Source organism: Clostridium weizhouense (genome assembly GCF_019431045.1).
Lineage (GTDB): Bacteria > Bacillota > Clostridia > Clostridiales > Clostridiaceae > Clostridium > Clostridium weizhouense.
Genome location: NZ_JAHXPT010000005.1, coordinates 177,027 through 199,332 on the forward strand (window position 1 = coordinate 177,027; position 22,306 = coordinate 199,332).

The window sequence follows — 22,306 nt, forward strand, 5'->3', positions numbered from 1 at the left end:
TATTACTTTAATGATTTTCCATAATCATCAGTATCTAGAAATGATAAAGTTTTATTTCAGCTTACATATTTCAAATCCAAACTTTTATCATGCTTAATGAAGAATTGATAACATCTTTATAACCTTAAATTTTATAACACTTCTAAACTTTAAAATTTTTATAAAAATAAAAAATACTATCCCATATTTAAAAAACATAAGATAGTATTCCATTTCAAAATTATATAAACATTTTAATTATTACGCTATGTTTTAAAACAGTGTTGATATTCTAATATAAGGGCGAACTGGCATTGGAATTTACTTTTTAGAACTCTTAAGTGAGAGTCAAAATTTTATATTTTGTTCCTCGAACTTACTGGACGAATATATATGAGTCAAGTTTCCTATTTCAGCTCTGTCCATGAGCTTTATACTACAATATCAACATTCACTTAAAACATAGCCAATTATTAAATATCCTGTAATTATTTAGCTAAAATTTCAACTCCAGTTTCAGTTATTAAAACTGTATGTTCCCATTGAGCTGATAAGGAATCATCTTCAGTATATATAGTCCATTCATTTTCTGCATCAACATATACTTCATATCCTCCAGCATTAACCATTGGTTCTACTGTTAATACCATACCAGGTACTAAAACCATATCTGTTCCTTTTTTTCCGATATGAGGTACAAAAGGTTCTTCATGGAATTGATTTCCTACTCCATGTCCTCCTAAAGCTCTAACTATTGTATAACCATTTTTATGAGCTACTTCTTGACAGGCTGCTCCAATATCTCCTAAGTGTCCCCAAGGTTTTATAGCTTTTACCCCAGCTTCCATACACTCTTTAGCTACTTCAACTAATTTTTTAGCTTCTTCGCTAACTTCTCCTATCATAAACATTCTTGATGCATCTGAATAATATCCATTAAGAATTGTTGATACATCTACATTTACAATATCTCCTTCTTTAAGAATTATTTTTTCATCTGGTATACCATGACATACTTCATTATTAATTGAAGTACATACACTCTTTGGAAAACCTTCAAAATTTAAAGGTGCAGGTATTGCACCATGTTCTACTGTATAATCGTAAACTAATTTATCTATATCAGCCGTAGACATTCCTGCTTTTATCTTACTTGCAACTAAATCTAAAACTCCATTATTAACTTCTGAACTCTTTCTTATTCCTTCTATATCCTCTTGACTTTTTATTATATCTCTATCAGGAACTATTTCACCTTTTAATCTTAAACTTTCTAGTTTTTCATCAAATTCCAAGTGACATCTTTTATATTTTAATCCACTGCCACACCAACATTTAGCATTTCTATTTGAAAACATTTTTACTACACCTCTTTACTCTATTTCATTTTTATGACCATTATTAAAAATATATTTTTATAATTAATTTCCCCTCTTATATTATGCTATGTCTTAAGTAAATGATGATATTGTATTATAAACAATCTTTTTAAAACATAACCTTAGAAATCATAAAAATGGTTCTATTATATATATTTTACCACAATTTCTTTTTAGTTTCTTGCTTTTTCACATCTAAGCTTCTTACCTTTAATTGTTGTAGTTTTTAAAGCATTGATAACAATGTTACCTTTTCCATTCAGTATATCAACATATGAACCCATATCTTGAACATCAATTATTCCAACATCTTCTCCATTTACTCCTGATATTTTAGTAATTGCTCCAACTATATCCCCTGGACGAATCTTTTTTTTCTTTCCTCCATTTAGATATATTTTCATTATATTCTTATTTATCACCTTAGCTTTTTCTGTTTTCTTCTTAGGTCTTGTTTTTAAAAATTCTATCCCACTTTTTGAATTTTTATCCACTTCTTCTTTGCTTGGAATTTCTTTAACTTCTATATTAAAACCAATAAATTCTTGAATCTGATTTAAATATCTATCCCCTTCATTTTTACAAAAAGTTAAAGCTTTCCCCTTTGCACCAGCACGTCCTGTTCTTCCTATTCTATGTACATATGCTTCCTTTTCTACTGGAATATCAAAGTTTATTACATGAGTTATTCCCTCTATATCAATTCCCCTTGAGGCTATATCAGTTGCTATTAATATTCTAAAGTTTCCTTTTCTAAACTCCTCCATAGCATTAAGTCTTTCTTTTTGAAGCATTCCTCCATGAATTTTTCCAATAGAATAATTCTTATCTTTTAAATAATCAAATACCTTATCCACATTTTCTTTTGTTCTACAAAATACAACTCCTGTTTCAGGTATTTCATATATAAGTAAATTATTTAATGTTTCTAATTTTTTATCATGTTCTACATAATAAATATAGTGATCTATTTTATCAGTTATTAATTTTTGAGCCTTTATCTCTATATTTACTGGTTTTTTCATGTGTTTGTCACATAATTCTTTTATCTCATCTGAAATAGTAGCTGAAAATAATAAAGTAATCCTATTTTTAGGTATTCTTCTTATCACACCCTCTACCTGTCTTATGAATCCCATATTAAACATTTCATCTGCTTCATCTATAACAAAATATTTGATTTTCGATACATCAAGACTTCCTCTATCTATATGGTCTAATATTCTCCCTGGAGTACCAACAACAACATGAGTTTTTTGTTTTAACTTTTTTTCTTGCTCTACAATTGATTGTTTACCAAATACAGCAACTGAATTTATTCTCTTAAATCTTCCTATATTACATATATCCTCATTCACCTGAACTGCAAGTTCCCTAGTTGGTGTAAGCACTAATACTTGTGGTTTATTTTCATCCCAATCTATTTTCTCACATAACGGAATACCAAAAGCAGCTGTTTTACCACTTCCTGTTTGAGATTTTACAACTAAATCTTTATTTCTAAGTATTTCAGGTATTACTTTTTCTTGAACTTCTGATGGCTTTTTATATCCTAAGCTTTCGATAGATTTTAAAATTTCATCACTAAGCTCAAATTTTTTAAATTCTTTATTCATTCTTTAAAATTCTCCTCATTTAATCATAATTAAGATTGCTCTATAAAAATTCGTTTTATACATAAACTATATATAAATTAGTATAATATCGTCATTTATTCTTTATAAACAAATTTACAACTCTAAAATTAAGTTTTAATATTACTTTAACTAAAACTATAATTTAAAATAATATTCATTTTAAATATAGCCTAAAGTAAATATTTTATAGTTAAATATATTATCGCTATCCCCTAATAAAATAACTAATATATCATAGTTTTAAAAATATAATATTATATCTATTAAATGCACAATTAGTAATACTACTATTTCTTTTATTATTTATATTTAAGAATATTATATTTTAAAATATTAAAGTATAACTTTAATATTAGACCTCAACTATATGATTATATCCTACATATACAAGTTTAACTAGAAAAATAAATATTTTAAGTATATAATTAAGCATATTAACTATTTTTAAGTAAATTTTAAGCAAAGGAGAATTTTTTTTATGAACACTTCATTTAAAGATTTAAATTTAAATTTAGATATAATAAAAGGATTAGAAAAACAAGGAATAACAATTCCTACTGAAATACAAGCAGTTACAATTGAACCAGCTTTAGAAAATAAAGACATTATAGGTGAAGCTTTTACCGGTAGCGGTAAAACTCTTGCTTATGTTCTTCCTATATTTCAAAGAATAAATACAGAAAAAAAGGAAATGCAGGCTATAATATTAGCACCAACACATGAATTAGTTATGCAAATAGATGCACAAATAAAATTACTTTCAAGTAATTCAGGAATTCCTGTAAAATCAATGGGGATAATTGGTGATGTTAATATCAATAATCAAATAAAAAAACTTAAGGAGAATAAGCCACATATAATCGTAGGTTCAACTGGAAGAGTGCTTGATCTTATAAGAAAGAAGAAAATAACTGCTCATACAATAAAAACAATAGTTATAGATGAAGCCGACAATCTTTTAGACCCTAAAAGATCATCTATTGTTAAAGATGTAATAAAAACAACTATGAGAGATAGACAGCTTATGGCTTTTTCTGCTTCTATAAGAAAAGAAACTCTTGAAACTGCTAAAGAATTAATGAAAGAACCTTTAGTATTAAAATCTGAAGTTAAAGCTTCTGTTAATCCTAATATTTCACATATATATGTAAAATGTGATAGAAGAGATAAATTTGAAGTTCTTAGAAAGATTATTGCAGCAGAAAATCCTGCAAAAGCTTTAGTATTTGTTAATAGTAATGAAGATATTGAATTAACTACATTAAAACTTAATTATCATAATAAAGATTGTTTTGCTATGAGTGGAAATATATCTAAAGAAGAAAGAAAAAGAGCTATTGATAGTTTTAGAAATGGTAAGATTAAAATATTAGTTTCATCTGATATATCAGCTAGAGGTCTTGATATTCCAGATATAACTCATGTATTTAATCTTGATCTTCCATTAAAACTTAATGAATATTTACATAGATCTGGTAGAACTGCAAGAGGAAATGCAAATGGTACTTGTATTTGTTTAGCTACAGATAAACAAATGAATATAATTACAAAATATGAAAAAGAATTTAATATTAACTTTAAAGAAAAAAGAATCTATAAAGGAATATTAGAAGACGTTAAAAATTCTAAATAAATATAATTACTAAGTTTAATTCAAACACATTATTTAATTAATATAAATATGCATATTTTTTATCCTATAGCTAGCATTTGTAATCTAAATAACAACTGCTGGCTATAGATAACAAGTTCTTATTCTTATAAAAATAAGTTTTGCCTAATAAGAACTCTGTTTATACTAAAATATTAATATATCTAATATTTAAAAAAATTTAATTTTTTTGAGTATACCAAATCATTTTATTTTTATAAAACCATACTTCTCCATTATATTTACACGATCTATCTTTTAAATTAGGAACCTCATCCTCTTCTTCACCATTTTCTATTATTAAATTTTTTACTGAAATCTCTTCTTTTCCAAAATATATAATCTCTCCCGTGTAAACAATACCATCTATAGTTTTAAATGTTATATGATTCATATTTATCCCCTCCCATATACATATTTCTATGCAATTAGAAAATATTCCTTCTTTTTCTTTAATAAGTAAATACTTTTATAGATTTACAATTTCTTCCCGTTTAAATCCTCAAAGTTCTAAAAAGATTAAATTATAATTTAATCTTTATTACGATTTTATTAAATTAATTTTATAAGTATAAAATAATGTTATAATTTAATGAAGAAATTATTTGATTTTAATTTATTATATATTTTACTAAAATTAAATTTAGTAATTTAGGGGGAAAGATTATGAAAAAAAAGATTATTACTCTTCTATTAGTTGGAATACTATCTACTACAACATTAATTTCTTGTGGTGGTAATAAACAAAATGATAATACTAATTCAACTACTGAACAGACTCAAATAAATGGTGAGGAAAAAGAACCTGAAGCAGTTCCAGAACCTGCTACACCTGGAGATGTTGAAACTCCTACTGTAGAAGTAAAAAAAGTAGTTACTCTTTCTGACTTAAAAGAAAAAGATCAAAAAGCAATTAATAAGCTTTTAGGAGAACCTAAAAATACTGAAGACAACAAGTCTACTTATCAAAAAGATAATTATACATTTGAAATAACTTATGTTGATTCAAAATCTGCAATTATTAAAATAACACCTATAAAAACTATGAGATATCCTAATGATGGAATTAATATATTAAATGTATTAGGAATTAATGCAGATACTCCAGATGTAACTGCTCCAATCGGACTTGTTTGGAATAATAAATTTAATACATTTAGAATAACAGTAGCTTCGGATGCTAAAGTTGAAAATAAACTTAGTTATGTTGAAATTATTTTAGATGAAAAATATGCTCAATAATAATTAGTTATATATTTATTATAAAAAAGTACCTTAAAATAATTAAGAAAATATTTTAAGGTACTTTTTTTGCATAAAAATTTATATTCTTCACAAAAATACTAATAGTTTTTCTTATAATCATATTTCTTCTACTATTTGTGACTTTAAAAAATGTTTATTTTGTTTGATTTAATCATATATTTTAATTAAATTAAATATTTATTTGTGTTTAATTATATACTTATTGTATAATTTATATAATGACAGATATATTATATAAATAGGAGGACTATCTAATGATCAAATGGGATGATAACCTAAAAATTGGAATAAAAATTATAGACGCTCACCACAAATATCTCTTTGATCTATGTAGATCACTTGAAATGCTTTTAGAAACACCATTAGGTGTTTATAAAGTAGATGATGCTATTAAAATAATTTGTGATTTTAGAGAGTTTTTAACCTTTCATTTTTATTATGAAGAAATTTATTTAAAAAAATTTAATGTTTCTGATTTGGAAGAACACTTATTAGAACATGAAGAATTTAAAAATCAAATTGTAAATATAAATATAAATAATATCTATAATGAAAACTATAATGAACTAAAATCCCTCTTAAATTTATCATATGGTTTAGTTTTCAGTCATATGGCTGATAAAGATTTTAAGCTTAAAAATTTAATTAATAAATAGTTTTTATATAATAAGGTGAGTTAATATATTCTATTAAAATAAATAACAACACCTTATTATTTATTTTTCTGTTATATTTTAAAATAATGTTAATATTGTAATTATAAACCTGATATTGCAAATATATATCCAATTGTTCCAATAACTAAAGTAATTATTATTGATAGTTTTACCACAAAGCCTTTTCTAAATGTTCCACATAACATCATAAGATTTTTAATGTCAAGCATAGGACCCATGATTAAAAATACAGCTACACTACTAAAAGAATATTGATTAAGTAGACTTCTCCCTATAAAAGCATCTGCTTCTGAGCATATAGAAAGAATAAATGCTAAAATCATCATAAATATTATAGATAATATTTTTCCATTTCCAATACTATTAAAATTATCAGTAGATATTACTACTTGAAATCCTGTTGCTATAAAAGTTCCTGCTAAAAGATAAATTAATATATCAAAAAATTCTCTAATCGCATGTTCTAATACTAATTTTAATCTATTTGTATTTTTATCAATAGAAAAATTATTATTACACCCACAATTACAATAAGACCTATTTTCTATTAAATTATCTAATCTTAAATAATTTTTTCTTCCCTGAAGTAAACTTATAATAATTCCTACTGAAATTGATCCGACTATCCCACCAACAATTCTAATAATCACCATTGAAGGTATGTCATAAAATGCAGTATATGTTGACATTATAACTACTGGATTTATTATAGGTACTGCTAACATAAATGTTATAGCAAATCCTAATGGTACCCCCTTTTTTATAAGTGCTCTAGTTATTGGAATTATTGCACATTCACATACTGGAAAAATTAAGCCTATTAAAGCTGCTCCAAAATATCCAATTATATTATTTTTAGGTATAATTTTAGTTATAGCTTCATTTGATATATATATCTGCATTACAGCTGAAACTATAGAACCTAAAATAATAAAGGGAATTGCTTCTATTATTATATGTGTGAATATATTATAAAAATTTCGCATTTTTTCGTTATCATCAATGCCTAATTTATATAGTAAAATGCTTGTAAAAAAAATAATAAATACTAAAAACAAAAAACCTCTTCTTTTATTATTCACTCTTTTTTCTCCTTAAAATGTTATTAGATCTTCCTAGTTTTATTTTTATTTTTTTAAATATATTATTATTTAGTACTTTATTTTCTATAAGAGATGAATTAAATAAATATTTATTTTTTACTTCCAAAATAAAAGCACTTGGATTTAACTCATTTACTATTTTTAGTATATTTTCTCTTTCTTTAGTATTACAATTCTCTATATTATTTAAAACTAAAATATTCGAATATTCTATAAACGGAACTAAAAAGTTGCCCATATTTTTTATATATAACTCTAAATTTTTGCTATCCCCAATAAAATATATTGTTTCAACTCTAATACATTCTCTATATACTCTTTCATTCATTATTTTAAATAAATCTTCTATATTAAAAGTTCCATTAAATTCTATAATTATACGGTTTGGTAAATTCTCTTTTATTAAAATTAACATTCTATCTTCTAGTTCATTTAAGTGATTTAAATAAACTACTTCTACTAAATTTTCATTTATTATACTTTTATCTATGTTGCTTTGTCCATTTTCCAATTGGATTACAATAATTTTCTCTCCATCTACATAACTTTCTTTTATTAATGAATTTGTAAAACTTGTTTTACCAGCACCTAAAAAACCTGTTACAATCTCTATTTCTGTTTTCATTTTAATACCACCTTAGCTAAATAATCTAACTAATTCTTTTTTGTTTAAATTGCTTCCAATTATAGAAATCACTCTTTTATTTGCCCATTTTATTTTTCTACTTTGAAATTCATTTGGTACATAATCAAATTGATAGTACCCCCCATTTATAACTTCAACTATACCTTTGGCTCTTATTATATTTCCATATTCTTTATTCTCTTCAATAATCTTAAATTTAGTTCTTAGTTCTTCCTCACTCATCTTATCATTTAAATCTATAGGATAACTTTCAAAAAACTCTTTAGCTGAATGATTGATTTCTCTTCTAAATGCTGAATGTTTAGCTATTTTATTTATTATAAATTCATTTTTATTATAAAGTTTTTTAGGTTTAATTTTATATATTTCTTTCCATTCACTAGATTTTATACTATCCCATGGTTTATAAATAATTTGAGCTTTAGCATTAAGTTTACTAATAGAATTTATTACTGAATCTATTTCACTACTATTTATTAACTGACATCTACTTAATACTAATGTATTAGCATTTTTTATTTGATCTTTATAAAAATCACTAAAATTTTTTATATACATACTATATCTTTGAGTATCTATTACTGTAATTATATTATTAATTATACATTTTTCTTTAAATTTATTATCATCAAGAATTTTCAATATTTCACTTAGTTTTGCTACTCCTGAAGGTTCAATAATAATATTTTCAGGAGAATATTTTTCTATAACGTCTATTAAGGCATCCTTAAAATTTCCTGTTACTTGACAACAAATACATCCTGCGTTTATTTCTTTTATCTCTATCTCTGTTTCTCTTAATATAGACCCATCTATTCCCACTTCACCAAATTCATTTTCTATTATTACTGTATTTTTACTATAAATTTTTTCTTGCAATAATTTTTTTATTAACATAGTTTTTCCAGCTCCTAAAAAACCAGAAAATATATCAATTTTACTTACCATAAAAACTGTCCTCCTATTCTATAAAAAAATAATACTCTATATATTTATTTATAATAAAACTCTTATAAATATTACTTAATTTTATTATTTATATATATAATTGATTTTTATATGTGTTTTTATAAATATTGTAAAATTTTTATTATTATGTTATATTAAATCAAGGTATTTTATATTAACGTTTAATAATTAAGAAAACTTAGGAGTGATTTTATGTATGATGTAGATGATTTTTTTAATCAACCCGAACATAGAATGTATATAAAATATGAGTCTTTTTATCTTACGCCTAAAATATTTTATTTTTTATGTGAAGCTAAAAGTATATACAATATGATTGAAGCCGCTAAATTGAATAGACCTGCAATTGAAGGAGTTATTCCTGAAATAGAAAATTTTTTTGAAGGTGGTATGCCTGAAGACATGTTTAAACAAATGCTTGGGCGTATGGTTAAATTTATAATTAGAGATTTTGGATGTTTTCCTCTTGAGAAAATCCCTACTCTTAAAAGAAAAAATACTATTTTTAAATCTGGATTAAAATATCATTATGATGAATCTCGTGCAATAAGAAAAATTAAAGTTAAATATGAGATTATATAATTAAATTATGATTATTTTTCTATATATGCAATTATACTTTTCTTAATCTTATTTTAAAATAGGATATGTTTTAAGCAAATTCCAATACCAGTTCGCTCTTATACTACAATATCAACACTATTTTAAAGCATAACATATTTCTAAAATAAAGAATAAAGATGAGCTGTTATATAAATTAAATTTTATTTTAAAACAGCTCATTCTTTTTAATATGTATCGCAAATATAAGTTATAAATTAGATTTTTATATTATCCTATAGGAGCCATAAGTATTCTTCCAGTTCCACGATATACATTTACAAATCCTTCTCCTGAAACAGCAGACCCAATTAAACTTTTACTAGACTTTTCAACTCTAAAATCTAATGAGTTAGACCAAGCAATTGCAAAATTTCCATCAATTCTAACTTCATCGTTATCTAATACAAATTCTATAAGTTCATCTCTTGGAACAGGACTTTCTAATACAGCAATTCCTTCCCCTTTAAGACATAAATTAAATAATCCTTCTTTTCCTAATACTGCTGATGAAAGATTTGTTCTAGCTACTACTTTTTGTTGAATTTTTGATTCACAAGCAAGAAAAAGTCCATCATCAAGTACCATGCCATCCCATTGTGAAACATCTTCAAGTAAAATATGTTTATACGTTGGCTCTAACATTAGCAATCCATTTCCTTGATATTTAGGTTTAATTGTAGATTCTTTTGTTACTTTAGATGATAATGCTTTTCCAAAAAAATCACCAATTCCTTTAACATCAGCAGACATACTAACATTTCCTGCTGTCCATTGCATCGCTCCTGCACTGATTGTATAAGCATTTCCTTTTAATTCAATTAAAACTTGTCTTTTTCTAACATTCATTTCTGACGCATAATATGAAGCCATTGCATTTGCAGTATTTGTACTTAAATCCTTTTTATATTCAAGGACTTTAACATTTCCTTTAGCTTCTATAATTTCAATATTTTTATTTTCATAAAGATTTTTACAAGTTATCATTTTAAATCCCCTCCACTATATATATTCGTACAATTTCTATACATTTTTATGAATTTAATGTAAAAAAATCTTATTTTGGGGATAATCTTTTAAAAAGTGTTTATTTTAAACTGAAATATTGCATAAAACTTATTAACTTATAAGTTCTTATCAACTATTATAAGATTTTTTATATAATTTATTATTTCTTAATAGATATATGTATATTGAAATTAAAACTATTCCTTTTAAAACACTACTTATACTTATACTCCACCAAATTCCATCCATACCAAGTAAATTAGGTTGAGATAAAATATATGAAGCCGGAACTCTAGCTCCAGTTAATATAGTACTTAAAATAGATGGTATATAAGTTCGTCCAAGTCCATTAAAAGCTCCTGTTATAGTTATTTCTATGCACATAAATAGTTGTGAATATCCAAGTATTCTTAGATACACTTTTCCTTGTTCTAAAGCTTCAGGATCATTTAAAAAGAATTTAAACACCTTTTCCCCATCTAATACTAATAAAAGAGTAGCTAATACACCAATAATTACAGACATAATTATTGTTACTTTCACACCTTTATTAATTCTTTCATATTTTTTACTTCCATAGTTTTGTCCTACAAAAGTTCCAAGAGCCGTAGAAAATCCCCCTGCTGTCATCCATGATATTGCTTCAATCTGTGATCCTACTTTTTGGACCGCTATTGGAACTGGTCCAAAGACAGCTATGATTCTTCCTATACACATAGAAAATATAGTAAATAATCCATTTTGAATACCTCCTGGAAGCCCTATCTGAAATAATATTTTTATATACCTATATTCTGGTCTTTTTAGAATATTTATTTTTAAATACTCTTCTTTTGAGTTAATAATAATAAATATAAAACATAAACTAACAATAACTTGTGCTCCTACTGTTGCTATAGCTGCTCCTGCTACTCCCCATCTAGGAAAAGGTCCTATTCCTAATATTAAAAGAGGATCAAAAACCATATTAAAGATAAGTCCTATAGTATTAATTACAAATGGTGTTTTACTGCTACCAACTCCATTAAATACTGCTGTAAACACAGGATTTATAAATGTAAAAATCATTCCCATTGCCACTATTATTAAATAAGTCTTAGCCATCGATATTACTTCTAAATCACCTAAATTAAAAAATCCTATTAATGAATTTTTGAATATAATTAGTACTAATGTATATATAATTGCAAGAACTATATTTATTTGAATAGCACTTGTTATATATGATTGTACCTTCTTTATATTTTTTTCTCCTATCTTTTGAGCAACCTTTATTTCAGCTCCAGTCTTAGAAATCATTATAAAAGCTATAGCAAGCCATGGAAAAAATCCTGCTGTTCCAACTCCAGCAACAGCTTTACTACCAACTTTTCCAATCCATATCATATCTGTCATATTATAAGCCATCTGAATAAAGGATGTCCCCATAATAGGCAAAGCTAATTTTATAAGCTTTTCTACAATTTTTCCTTCTGTTAAATCAATTCTTTTTTCCATTGTTATATACCAACCTTAATTTTTACTTTAAATAATTTATAAAAAATTGCTTTAGAAACACAAAATTAAATAACAAATCAAAGATGTGTTATATGTTTTATGTCAAGCAATTAAACAAGTTTAGTTAATAGCAAAATAGATAATTATACTCTTTATTTGGCTATTATGTTTTTATCTAACTTACACCTACTATATTATAATAGAAATAATTTATATAGTAAAAGCTAAATTTTTAATATCATCAAATTATAATCTCTTAATTCTACTCTAATATATAATTTCCAATAAATTTTATTCATTAAATATAAATATTTAATTCTTTTATTAAACTGTTTTTATACTTTCTACCATATTCTGAAGTATATTTTCATATTTGTCGAATATATCTATAAAGTAAATACTATATGTTTTATGCATATATTATATATTTTAAGGAGGAAATTTTATTATGAGTTTTAATGAATATTTTAAAAACTCAACTCGAAATATAGTTATGGCAAAAGTATGTTCATTTCTAGAAAAAAATCCCGAAAAAAATACTGAAAAACTTTTTAATTTAATTACTAAGCTATCTAAAGATGAACATAGCAAGCTTGCTTTAGAATCTATACATTCTTATTATAATGAGATACCTACCGTTAAAGAGTTTGTACAAGATATATTAACAACAGTAAATCCTAAATTTTTAAAAAAGTTTTTTATAAATTTTTTAGGTAATGCTATATGGTCTGGTGGAGAAAAAAGAAAAAAAATACTTTTATCAGAAAATACTAAAATTCCATTTGTTTTACTTATAAGTCCATCAATGAAATGCAATTTACATTGCAATGGATGTTATGCTGCTAAATATGATAAATCTAAAGGTCTTACATATGAAGAAGTAGATAAAATTATTGGTGAGGCCCATGATTTAGGAATTCATTATATAATTGTTTTAGGTGGAGAACCATTCTTCGTTGATTTTATGTATGATATTTATAAAAAATATAATGATATATTATTTACTCCTTTTACAAATGGAACTTTAATTACTGAAAATATAGCTGATAAATTATCTGCTTTAGGTAATGTTATGCCAATGTTCTCACTTGAAGGTTTTAAAGAAGAAACTGATTTAAGAAGAGGAGATGGTACTTTTGATATGGTTATGGCTGGGATGGATCTTCTTAAAGAAAGGGGCATTCCTTTTGGTGTATCTTCTGCCACTTCAACTCATAATATGAATACAGTAACATCTAATGAATTTATAGATATGTTAATTACAAAAGGTTCAAAAATGAACTGGTATTTCATGTACATGCCTGTTGGTGAAGGAGTAAATCTAGACAATATGCTTACTCCTACTCAAAGAATAGAACTTGGTAGAAGAACTAAGAAAATTAGACTAACAAAACCTTATTTTACTATAGATTTCTTTAATGATGCACCTCATGTTGGTGGTTGTATTGCAAGCAAATATTATTGTCATATAAATTCTAACGGTGATGTAGAGCCATGTGTATTTGCTCATATAGCATGTGATAATGTAAAAAATAAATCCTTAATTGATATATTTAGAAGCGAGTTATTCAAAGAACTTAGAAAAAAACAACCTTATAATGAAAATATGTTAATGCCATGTATGATGATTGATAATACAAATGTAATTAGAGAGGTAAGTAAAAAAGTAAAAGCATACCCAACTGATGATAGTGGTAAAAATATGCTACGTAATAAAACTTTTCAAGATAAACTTGATAAATTAGCGACTGATTTTAAACCATATGCTGATAAGGCTTGGAAAAAAGACTTTAATTGTAAAGGTAATGATAAATTTTCTAAGGGTTAAGTTGATTATTTTCTGTAGGTATTTAAATTGCATATCCTTTCTATAAATATATTATTAGTAAATTTTACTATATTGTTGTCAACTATATTAATTATTCCTTAAACATACAATTTTACAAATAATGTTATAAAAAATAAATGGTAGTAACATAATTAATATATCACTACCATTTAAGTTTTCTAATTTTTGGGATAATTTAGCCGTACTTAATTAATTATCGTCTGTTTGTTTAATTACTTTAGGCATATTTTAAAATTTAATTTTATATATTATTATTTTTAACTGAAAATTAACTTAACCTATTCTTCTATATTGAAAATTTATTTTTTGTATTGCAAAATGGACATTTAACAATTGCAATATACTCTGTTACTATACCCTCATTACCTACACTTTCACCAATTGCTATTACCTCTTGTGCTTCCATACCTTCTCTTTTAATATGTTCTGGCGATTTTTTACCATAGATTATACAATTCCACTTTACAATATTATGACATGCATTACATTTACTTTCTTTATTAATGACCTTCATGTTATCTACCTCCTCTCATATAAGTTAATTATATAAAATGCTATGAAATTCCTTCTAGATTTTATAGTATTTTATTAATAAAGCATATGAATAAAAATAACGAGTCCAAAATACCCTGATTATTTTTCATTAGACAAGAAAGTAGATTTTCTTCATATCTAATCTATTAGACAAATCTACTGATGCAGTATAATGAAAAATAGACTTGGTAGATGGACTTGTTATTTCTTGATTATTCCTAATATTTATCAATTGTCTTAATATTTGACTTAGATAATTTTCCTCTTACTTAGCTCAATACCACCTCTAATATAAAAAGCTGATTCCTGTATCATACAGAAATCAGCTAGTAATAATAAAAATCTTTTTTAATCTATTTTTGACGAATTTTTTGACGAATGTATTTTTTATATAAAATCAATGAATAAAATTTCTATCTAGTTAAGTATAAATATAATAATTTAATTGTATTTTCAAAAGCATTGTAATGAGTTCTTTCCATACCATGAGATGCATGAACTCCTGGTCCTATAAGGGCTCCACGAATATTGTTACCACCTCTTAATGCTGCACCTACATCTGATCCGTACATTGGATATATATCTACTGCATAATTTAATTTATTGCCTTTTGCTAAATTAACTAACTTTGTAACCATATTATAGTCGTAAGGTCCACCTGAATCTTTTGCACAAATTGAAACATCATATTCTGCACAACTTAAATCATCACCTATACATCCCATATCCACTGCTATCATCTCTGTAATATCTTCCGGAATATATGAAGAGCCATGTCCTACTTCTTCATACACTGAAATAAATATTTTAGTTGTAAACTTAGGAACTATTTTTTCTCTATTAAATAATTCTAATAAAGCCATTAAACAAGATACGCTTCCTTTATCATCTATAAACCTTGATTTAATGAATCCACTTTTAGTTATTGTAGTTTTTGGATCAATAAATATAAAATCACCTGGACAAATACCTAATTTTTCAGTATCTTCTTTAGATTTCACTATTTCATCAATTCTTATTTCCATATTTTTAGGTTCACGTGTTTTGCTTGAACTATCCTCAAACACATGTGCCGCAGGGCTTGTACTTAAAAATGTTCCACTATAAAGTTTACCTTCTCTTGTTCTGATTGTACAATACTCACCATCTAAAGTAGGAACTATAGGACCTCCAAGTAATGTAAACTTTAATTTACCTTCACTTGTTATTGATCTTACCATTGCACCTAAAGTATCAACATGAGCTGATAATCCTATTACTTCATCATCAGAACTTCCTTTTATAGTTATTATTCCACAGCCTTTTCTTGTTGTTTCAAATTCATATCCAAATCCTTCTGCTATCTCTTTTATCTTGTCCATTATTTCAAAACAAAAACCAGTTGGACTATTGAATTCTAATATTTCTTTTGCTGTATTTAAAAGATATTCTTTATTAATTTGTATATCCATATTTATCCCCTCCCCAATTTAAATATTATCTAGATGGATAATAATAAAAATGTGTTGCTCTATCTGTACTATATAAAGCATCATCATTATATACATTTCTTATATGAAGTATTTTATTTCCAAACTTATCTCTTTGATTATCTACTATATATGCATACTGGTTGTCCTTCCAGCACATAAACATATAAACATGAGTATAACCATTTGTAAAAAGAATATCCCCTGGTTTTAATTGAGTAAAATCAGTACTTGATACAAATCCTTTATCTATTAATTCTCTTTCAAGTTGATGCGTATTACATGTTTGTTCTGGTAACCATACCCCATTTCTTCTTAACACCTCTGATAAAAAGTATACACAATTATTACTAGTTTCTCCTCCATGTAAATATATAGCTTTATTATGAACACTAACTTGATTATTAACATTTGTCATATATTTAAATGCATTATATTGATCATTAGAATGTGAATAATTAGAATACGTATTTACAACATCCCCATTAGCTTGTACATATGTATAATCATCAAGCCATAAATTTTTAGCTAACATACCTTCTGCATAAAATCTATATTTCTTGCCATCTATAACGCTTTCTTCTCCAGCTACCATTGTACCATCTTCATCAAAGTAATACTTATCTTCTCCAATATTTAACCATCCAGTCTTCATAACTCCATCACTATTAAAATAATATGTTTTATTATCTATAGTTTTCCAGCCTGTTACTTTTTCACCATTTTCACTTAAATAATATTTATTAGATCCTACTGTAAGAAATCCTCTTTGCATTTCTCCATTTTCATTAAAGTAATATGTTTTACCATTTATTAATTTCCATGTATTCTTTAATATTTCTCCTGATGTATCATAATAATACCACTTTTCTTCTATCTTATCCCAACCAATTTTTAAATTTCCATCTTCACCAAAATTATAAGTCTTTCCATTTATCTTTTGAATTCCTGTAAGTCTTTCTCCATGTCTATCTAAGTAAGACCATTTTCCTTTTAGAAAATACATTCCTTCATTTAATCTAATATCTTTTCCTTCAACATCTACATATGCATATTTTCCAGAAGATATCTTTTCTTCGAAATTTTTTGGTAATTCTCTAAATTTATTGTCTCCTAAATCTAAATATGTTAACTTTGTTAATTCTGTTATACTTTCTGGTACCTTATCTAATTTACAATAATTTAAATTTAAATACTCTAAATTCTTTAATAAGCTTATAGTTTCTGGTATTTCTCCTTCTAGTCTCTTATAATGCAAATCAATCTTTTTGATTTTAAGAAAATCTTGTTCTGTAAGATCTCTTAAATCTTTATGTAATTGCTCTGCTACCTCCATATTAAGCCAATTTCTTTCAGCTTCAAATTTATCTTGTTCAGAAATCTCAACTTCTGAGCTTGTACTTTTATCATAAGCAAATGCAGGTATACTATTACTACATATTGCAATTAACGCAATCGCTCCTATTTTGACTATTTTTTTATTCATTGTAAAATTCCCCCTTATTATGTCTAATAAATTGTACCATTTAATAATACATTTAACAAACTCAAAAAAATGTCCTAAATTTACAAAAAAAGTGAATTAAACGAATTTTTATTGTAAATTTGTTTAATATTTATAATCATTTCTTTTTTATATCATGTAAGTTACAATATAATAATACAAATATTTATCTAATTTATAACATTACTAATATATTTTAGTGTAAAATATATTAAATAAGTTATTATGAATTAAATATAGATAATAACTTATTATATAAAGCAAATTAAGGAAGTGAAATTTAACATGAGTAAATTAAAAAAATCTAACATATTTTTAGGAACTATATTCTTTATAATTGTAGCTTTAAGTGCAACTTACTATATAAGTTTTTATCCTAAAACTGAGGTTAAAAGTATAAATTCTTCATCAAATTTTAATGAAAAACTTTTATTAGATAAATTAACTACAAATCATCTAAATCTTTCATCTAAAGAAATATCTTTAGAAACTTCTTTAACTCTTTCTGAAGATGATTTAACTGATTTATTTATTAGCTTAATTAAAGATAGCAATAATAAAATATCAGATACGTTAACTGGCTTAAAAGTGGATATAAATGATAATAAAATAAATATTCTATTTCATTTAAAATATAATGGAATTCCTATTGAAGGTAATATGATTTTTACTGGAAAATTAATAGATAACAAATGTACTTTCCACTATGAAAGTGGACATTTAGGCTTCATAAATATAAATAAAAATTTGGTCTTTTCAAGATTAAAATCTAATGAATTTATATATATTGATAAAAATTCTGGAGATATTATCTTAGCTAATAATTTTAAAGGTATAGAAATTAAAAACTTTAAAGTAAACAATAATGAAATTATTATTGATGTCAAAGGAACTCTTACTTTAGATGATTTAAAGAAATTACGATAATTTAAAAATCATTGTATAAAAATAGAGACATATCTAACAATGTCTCTATTTTAGTACTTTTTTAATTTTTAGATTATGTTTAAAAAAAGTGTTAATATTGTAGTATAAATATCCACTTAAAACATAGTCTATTTTTTTGAATATAGACGGTTAAGAGCACTAAATATTGATTTTATTGAAGCTCTTGTAATATTGCTATTAACACCTACACCAAAAGTTTTTTCATGTGTATCATTTCTTTCCATATACACGTATGCAGCAGCTTTTGCCTCTGATCCAGTACTTAAAGCATGCTCTTTATAATCTATTATTCTAGTATCTATTAATTTACTTGAAACTAAAGCTCTTTTTAATGAATCTATTGGTCCATTGCCAAAGCCTTGAAGTTTAAATTCATCCCCTTTGTATATCAATAATACATCAACCTTAGTATTTTCTTTGGAATCTTCAGCATCTATATCAGTAATTATACAACTAACTAACTTAAATGGTTTTTCAATATCTAAGTATTCCTTAGTGAATTGTTCCATTATTTCATCAGGTGCAATTTCACCTTTTTCTTCTGATAACTTTTGTATTATATCTGAAAACTCTTTTTGCATCATTTTAGGAAGCTTAAATCCAAAGCAATGATCCATAACAAAAGCAACTCCACCTTTACCAGATTGACTATTTATTCTAACTAAAGCTTCATATTCTCTTCCTAAATCACTTGGATCAACTGGCAAATATGGAACTTCCCATATGTTGTTTTCTCTTTCCTTATACTTGTCCATGCCTTTATTAATAGCATCTTGATGTGAGCCTGAAAAAGCTGTAAAGACAAGTTTTCCCGCATATGGATGTCTTACATGTACTGGAATTTTAACGCATCTCTCACATACATCAATAATCTCATTGACATTTTCTATATTTAAATTTGGATTAACTCCATGTGAAAACATATTATATGCTATATTTAAAATATCAACATTTCCTGTTCTTTCTCCATTTCCAAATAAAGTTCCTTCAACCCTATCTGCTCCTGCTAAAAGAGCTAATTCTGCATCTGCAACTCCAGTTCCCCTATCATTATGAGGATGTACACTTACAATGATTCTTTCCCTATCTTTAAAATTTCTACACATCCATTCTATTTGATCTGCAAATATATTAGGAGTGTCCATTTGTACTGTTGATGGAAGATTTATAATTATTTTTTTATCTTTACTGGCTTCCCATACATCTGCCACCGCTTCACATATTTCTAAAGCATATTCCACTTCTGTGCCAGTAAAACTTTCTGGAGAATATTCTAGTAATATCTCTCCATCAAAATTTTTAGAATACTCTTTTACTAATTCAGTTCCCTCTACAGCAATTTTTTTAATCTCTTCTTTACTCATATTAAAAACAACATCTCTTTGAAGTACTGATGTTGAATTGTATATATGAACAATAGCTTTTTTTAGCCCCTTTAGTGATTCAAAAGTTTTAGTTATTAAATGAGGTCTAGCCTGTGTTAAAACTTGTAATACAACATCATCTGGCACATGATTTTCATCAATTAATCTTCTTAAAAAATCATATTCTATTTGAGATGCTGATGGAAAACCTACCTCAATCTCCTTAAAACCAAGTTTTACAAGTAATTTAAACATTTCTAATTTTTCATCTACCGTCATTGGATTTATAAGAGCTTGGTTTCCATCTCTTAAATCAACACTACACCAGATAGGTGACTTCTTTATTTCGTTATTAGGCCATTTTCTATTTTCCAACTTAACTGTTTCAAATCTTTTATATTTTTTATAATTTAACATTTTATCATCTCCCCAAATTAAATAAGTGTTATAAGGCATATGAATAAAAATAATGAGTACAAAATACCCTAATTATTTTTTTGATTATGCCTAAAATATAAATCAATTTAAAAACAGAGAAGCAGTCCCTCAATTATTCCATATATTTTTATAATAAATATAATTTTTTTGTCTACTTTCTTAACCCCACCTAAATCACCTCTTTAATATTATTTTTTAATTACAAATAACTTACATATAATAATAATTAGAATTATCTTACCATATTTTTAACTATATGTAAAATAAATATGACTTTTATTATATGTTTTATTAATTATTTTAATATATTTTTATTTATTTGTTAATAGACCTATTTTTTAGTCATTTTTGATTAATAAGAATATACTATATTAAATCAATGTTTTTTGGAGTACGATATGGAATTTTTTTCTCCATTATTACTATCAATTTCATCAAACTTAGATACTTTTAGAATTTCAAACTTTCAAGGAATAAAAAAGATACCTATTAGCAAATTTCAAATTATAATCATTTCAATTATTACAACAATTTCAACATTTTGTTCGATGTATTTAGGAGTTTTTATTAAAAAGTTTTTATTAAATGAAATTTTAGTTTTGTTTGGATGTGTTGTCTTAATATTTATAGGGATTTACTTCTTTGTAGAATATATAAGAATGCAAAAAAAGAGTTTAGGAAAAGATACTTATTATTATGTAGAAAATACATCTAACTTTAGTGTTATTTTAAACGAAGGAGATTTTTCTAAAGTTGCTAATTCCAACAATATAAGTTTTAAAAACTCTCTATTATTGTCACTAAATCTTTCAAAAAATAATTTAGGATTTGGCATTTTAGGAGGACTTATTGGAATAAATATACCTATTAGTGTTTTCTTTAATTTTATAATTACTATATTATCTATTATTGTCGGAGAATATTTAAGTAAAACTTCTTTTTCAAAATTCATTACTAAATACTCTTACTTGATATGTGGATTTACAGTAATTATTCTAGGAGTTTATCAATATTTTGTATAAAATAATTAAATTATATTTACTAGTATGAATTTTAAACTAAAAATCTATTAACTTTTCTAATATCTAAGTTTCAATAAAGTTTATTAATTTATATAAATCTTAAAAAATTTATAAATGATATAACTTACCACTACAATTATAAATTTATATAAAAATTTATAATATGTATGCTTATAACTAGATATTATTAATTAAGTCACAAAAAAAGTTTAGACTTAACTAAAAATACCAGTTAAGTCTAAACTTTTTAATGTTTTAAACTATGTTAGTCTTTATAATTTGATAAAGAACTACATGCACTATTAAGATTATTAATAGCATTTTGAATTACATCTTTATTTTGTTGTTTTTCTGCCTTATTCATAGCTTGTTGTAATGAATTTACAGCAGTTTGAACAGTACCCATTCCTTGATTTACAAAATCTTGTGCTTTTCCTGCCATATTGATTACCTCCTTTAAAATTATTACCCTATTATATTGTCCTATTGAAATAAGTTTATTCAAAATTTTTAACTTAACAAATAAAACCATTAATTATTTATACTTATCTTACTTTTTTCATAAAAAAACACTTTATAATTAAGTTTAATTTAAACATTTAAATAAATATAAAAATTATTAATACTATAATTAATATTAAACTTATGAAATTTAATACCATAAATAATTTTCTTATTTATTAATTCTTCATGATTGTCAGATTCAATAATTCTTCGATCTTATCACAAATACTATGCATACAACCTTTAATCCTATAAATCTTAA

General features: G+C 25.0%; 20 protein-coding genes. 7 read left to right on the top strand and 13 right to left on the bottom strand.

The window, feature by feature from the left end; translation table 11 throughout:
- Window positions 1-467: 467 nt before the first annotated feature.
- Both KYD98_RS08550 and KYD98_RS08555 read right to left on the bottom strand, forming a co-directional pair.
- Entirely contained in the window at window positions 468-1,337 is an 870-nt protein-coding gene (locus KYD98_RS08550) for a methionyl aminopeptidase (protein WP_219779220.1), read from the bottom strand.
- A gap of 194 nt (window positions 1,338-1,531) precedes the next feature.
- On the bottom strand, window positions 1,532-2,974 hold the full coding sequence (locus KYD98_RS08555; protein WP_219779221.1) for a DEAD/DEAH box helicase: 1,443 nt from the start codon (window positions 2,972-2,974) through the stop codon (window positions 1,532-1,534).
- Between the two features lie 499 nt (window positions 2,975-3,473).
- On the opposite strand from KYD98_RS08555, the gene KYD98_RS08560 reads away from it, so the two are divergent.
- Window positions 3,474-4,628: a DEAD/DEAH box helicase gene (locus tag KYD98_RS08560; protein ID WP_219779224.1), complete on the top strand. Its 1,155-nt coding sequence runs from the start codon at window positions 3,474-3,476 to the stop codon at window positions 4,626-4,628.
- A 199-nt stretch (window positions 4,629-4,827) separates the two neighbouring features.
- On the opposite strand, the gene KYD98_RS08565 is transcribed toward KYD98_RS08560, so the two are convergent.
- The gene (locus KYD98_RS08565; RefSeq protein ID WP_219779225.1) at window positions 4,828-5,040 is read right to left on the bottom strand and encodes a hypothetical protein; all 213 of its coding nucleotides are present in this window, start codon (window positions 5,038-5,040) and stop codon (window positions 4,828-4,830) included.
- 272 nt (window positions 5,041-5,312) lie between these two features.
- On the opposite strand from KYD98_RS08565, the gene KYD98_RS08570 reads away from it, so the two are divergent.
- Window positions 5,313-5,888: a hypothetical protein gene (locus KYD98_RS08570; protein ID WP_219779226.1), complete on the top strand. Its 576-nt coding sequence runs from the start codon at window positions 5,313-5,315 to the stop codon at window positions 5,886-5,888.
- Window positions 5,889-6,166: 278 nt separating this feature from the next.
- Window positions 6,167-6,568, top strand: coding sequence for a hemerythrin domain-containing protein (locus KYD98_RS08575; RefSeq protein WP_219779228.1), 402 nt, complete (start codon window positions 6,167-6,169; stop codon window positions 6,566-6,568).
- A gap of 101 nt (window positions 6,569-6,669) precedes the next feature.
- On the opposite strand, the gene KYD98_RS08580 is transcribed toward KYD98_RS08575, so the two are convergent.
- From KYD98_RS08580 to KYD98_RS08590, 3 genes are all read right to left on the bottom strand, one after another.
- On the bottom strand, window positions 6,670-7,593 hold the full coding sequence (locus tag KYD98_RS08580) for a permease (RefSeq protein WP_373368729.1): 924 nt from the start codon (window positions 7,591-7,593) through the stop codon (window positions 6,670-6,672).
- 70 nt (window positions 7,594-7,663) lie between these two features.
- The gene (locus tag KYD98_RS08585; RefSeq protein ID WP_219779232.1) at window positions 7,664-8,317 is read right to left on the bottom strand and encodes a GTP-binding protein; all 654 of its coding nucleotides are present in this window, start codon (window positions 8,315-8,317) and stop codon (window positions 7,664-7,666) included.
- 12 nt (window positions 8,318-8,329) lie between these two features.
- Entirely contained in the window at window positions 8,330-9,286 is a 957-nt protein-coding gene (locus KYD98_RS08590) for a GTP-binding protein (RefSeq protein WP_219779233.1), read from the bottom strand.
- A 213-nt stretch (window positions 9,287-9,499) separates the two neighbouring features.
- Between KYD98_RS08590 and KYD98_RS08595 the strand changes: the two genes are divergently transcribed.
- Window positions 9,500-9,889: a hypothetical protein gene (locus KYD98_RS08595; RefSeq protein ID WP_219779235.1), complete on the top strand. Its 390-nt coding sequence runs from the start codon at window positions 9,500-9,502 to the stop codon at window positions 9,887-9,889.
- 249 nt (window positions 9,890-10,138) lie between these two features.
- Here KYD98_RS08595 and KYD98_RS08600 read toward each other — a convergent pair whose 3' ends face one another.
- Both KYD98_RS08600 and KYD98_RS08605 read right to left on the bottom strand, forming a co-directional pair.
- Window positions 10,139-10,894: an AIM24 family protein gene (locus KYD98_RS08600; RefSeq protein WP_219779236.1), complete on the bottom strand. Its 756-nt coding sequence runs from the start codon at window positions 10,892-10,894 to the stop codon at window positions 10,139-10,141.
- A 150-nt stretch (window positions 10,895-11,044) separates the two neighbouring features.
- Window positions 11,045-12,412 (bottom strand): MATE family efflux transporter, encoded by a 1,368-nt coding sequence (locus KYD98_RS08605; RefSeq protein WP_219779238.1) that lies wholly within the window; start codon window positions 12,410-12,412, stop codon window positions 11,045-11,047.
- Window positions 12,413-12,860: 448 nt separating this feature from the next.
- On the opposite strand from KYD98_RS08605, the gene KYD98_RS08610 reads away from it, so the two are divergent.
- Complete coding sequence (locus KYD98_RS08610) at window positions 12,861-14,240, top strand: radical SAM/SPASM domain-containing protein (protein ID WP_219779241.1); 1,380 nt, start codon at window positions 12,861-12,863, stop codon at window positions 14,238-14,240.
- A gap of 307 nt (window positions 14,241-14,547) precedes the next feature.
- Here the strand turns inward: KYD98_RS08610 and KYD98_RS08615 are convergent, their stop codons facing one another.
- The 3 genes from KYD98_RS08615 to KYD98_RS08625 form a co-directional block, all read right to left on the bottom strand.
- Entirely contained in the window at window positions 14,548-14,775 is a 228-nt protein-coding gene (locus tag KYD98_RS08615) for a carbon monoxide dehydrogenase (protein WP_219779243.1), read from the bottom strand.
- 433 nt (window positions 14,776-15,208) lie between these two features.
- Complete coding sequence (locus KYD98_RS08620) at window positions 15,209-16,246, bottom strand: M42 family metallopeptidase (protein WP_219779244.1); 1,038 nt, start codon at window positions 16,244-16,246, stop codon at window positions 15,209-15,211.
- Window positions 16,247-16,271: 25 nt separating this feature from the next.
- Entirely contained in the window at window positions 16,272-17,750 is a 1,479-nt protein-coding gene (locus tag KYD98_RS08625; RefSeq protein WP_219779246.1) for a leucine-rich repeat domain-containing protein, read from the bottom strand.
- A 303-nt stretch (window positions 17,751-18,053) separates the two neighbouring features.
- Here KYD98_RS08625 and KYD98_RS08630 point away from each other — a divergent pair, with 303 nt between their 5' ends.
- Window positions 18,054-18,695, top strand: a complete 642-nt coding sequence (locus KYD98_RS08630; protein ID WP_219779248.1) for a hypothetical protein — start codon at window positions 18,054-18,056, stop codon at window positions 18,693-18,695.
- A gap of 128 nt (window positions 18,696-18,823) precedes the next feature.
- On the opposite strand, the gene leuA is transcribed toward KYD98_RS08630, so the two are convergent.
- Window positions 18,824-20,497: a 2-isopropylmalate synthase gene (gene leuA, locus KYD98_RS08635; RefSeq protein ID WP_219779249.1), complete on the bottom strand. Its 1,674-nt coding sequence runs from the start codon at window positions 20,495-20,497 to the stop codon at window positions 18,824-18,826.
- Between the two features lie 419 nt (window positions 20,498-20,916).
- On the opposite strand from leuA, the gene KYD98_RS08640 reads away from it, so the two are divergent.
- Window positions 20,917-21,540: an MntP/YtaF family protein gene (locus KYD98_RS08640; RefSeq protein ID WP_219779250.1), complete on the top strand. Its 624-nt coding sequence runs from the start codon at window positions 20,917-20,919 to the stop codon at window positions 21,538-21,540.
- Window positions 21,541-21,805: 265 nt separating this feature from the next.
- On the opposite strand, the gene KYD98_RS08645 is transcribed toward KYD98_RS08640, so the two are convergent.
- Window positions 21,806-21,982 carry a hypothetical protein gene (locus KYD98_RS08645; RefSeq protein ID WP_219779252.1) on the bottom strand — a complete coding sequence of 59 codons (177 nt, stop codon included), beginning with the start codon at window positions 21,980-21,982 and terminating at the stop codon, window positions 21,806-21,808.
- Between the last annotated feature and the right edge of the window lie 324 nt (window positions 21,983-22,306).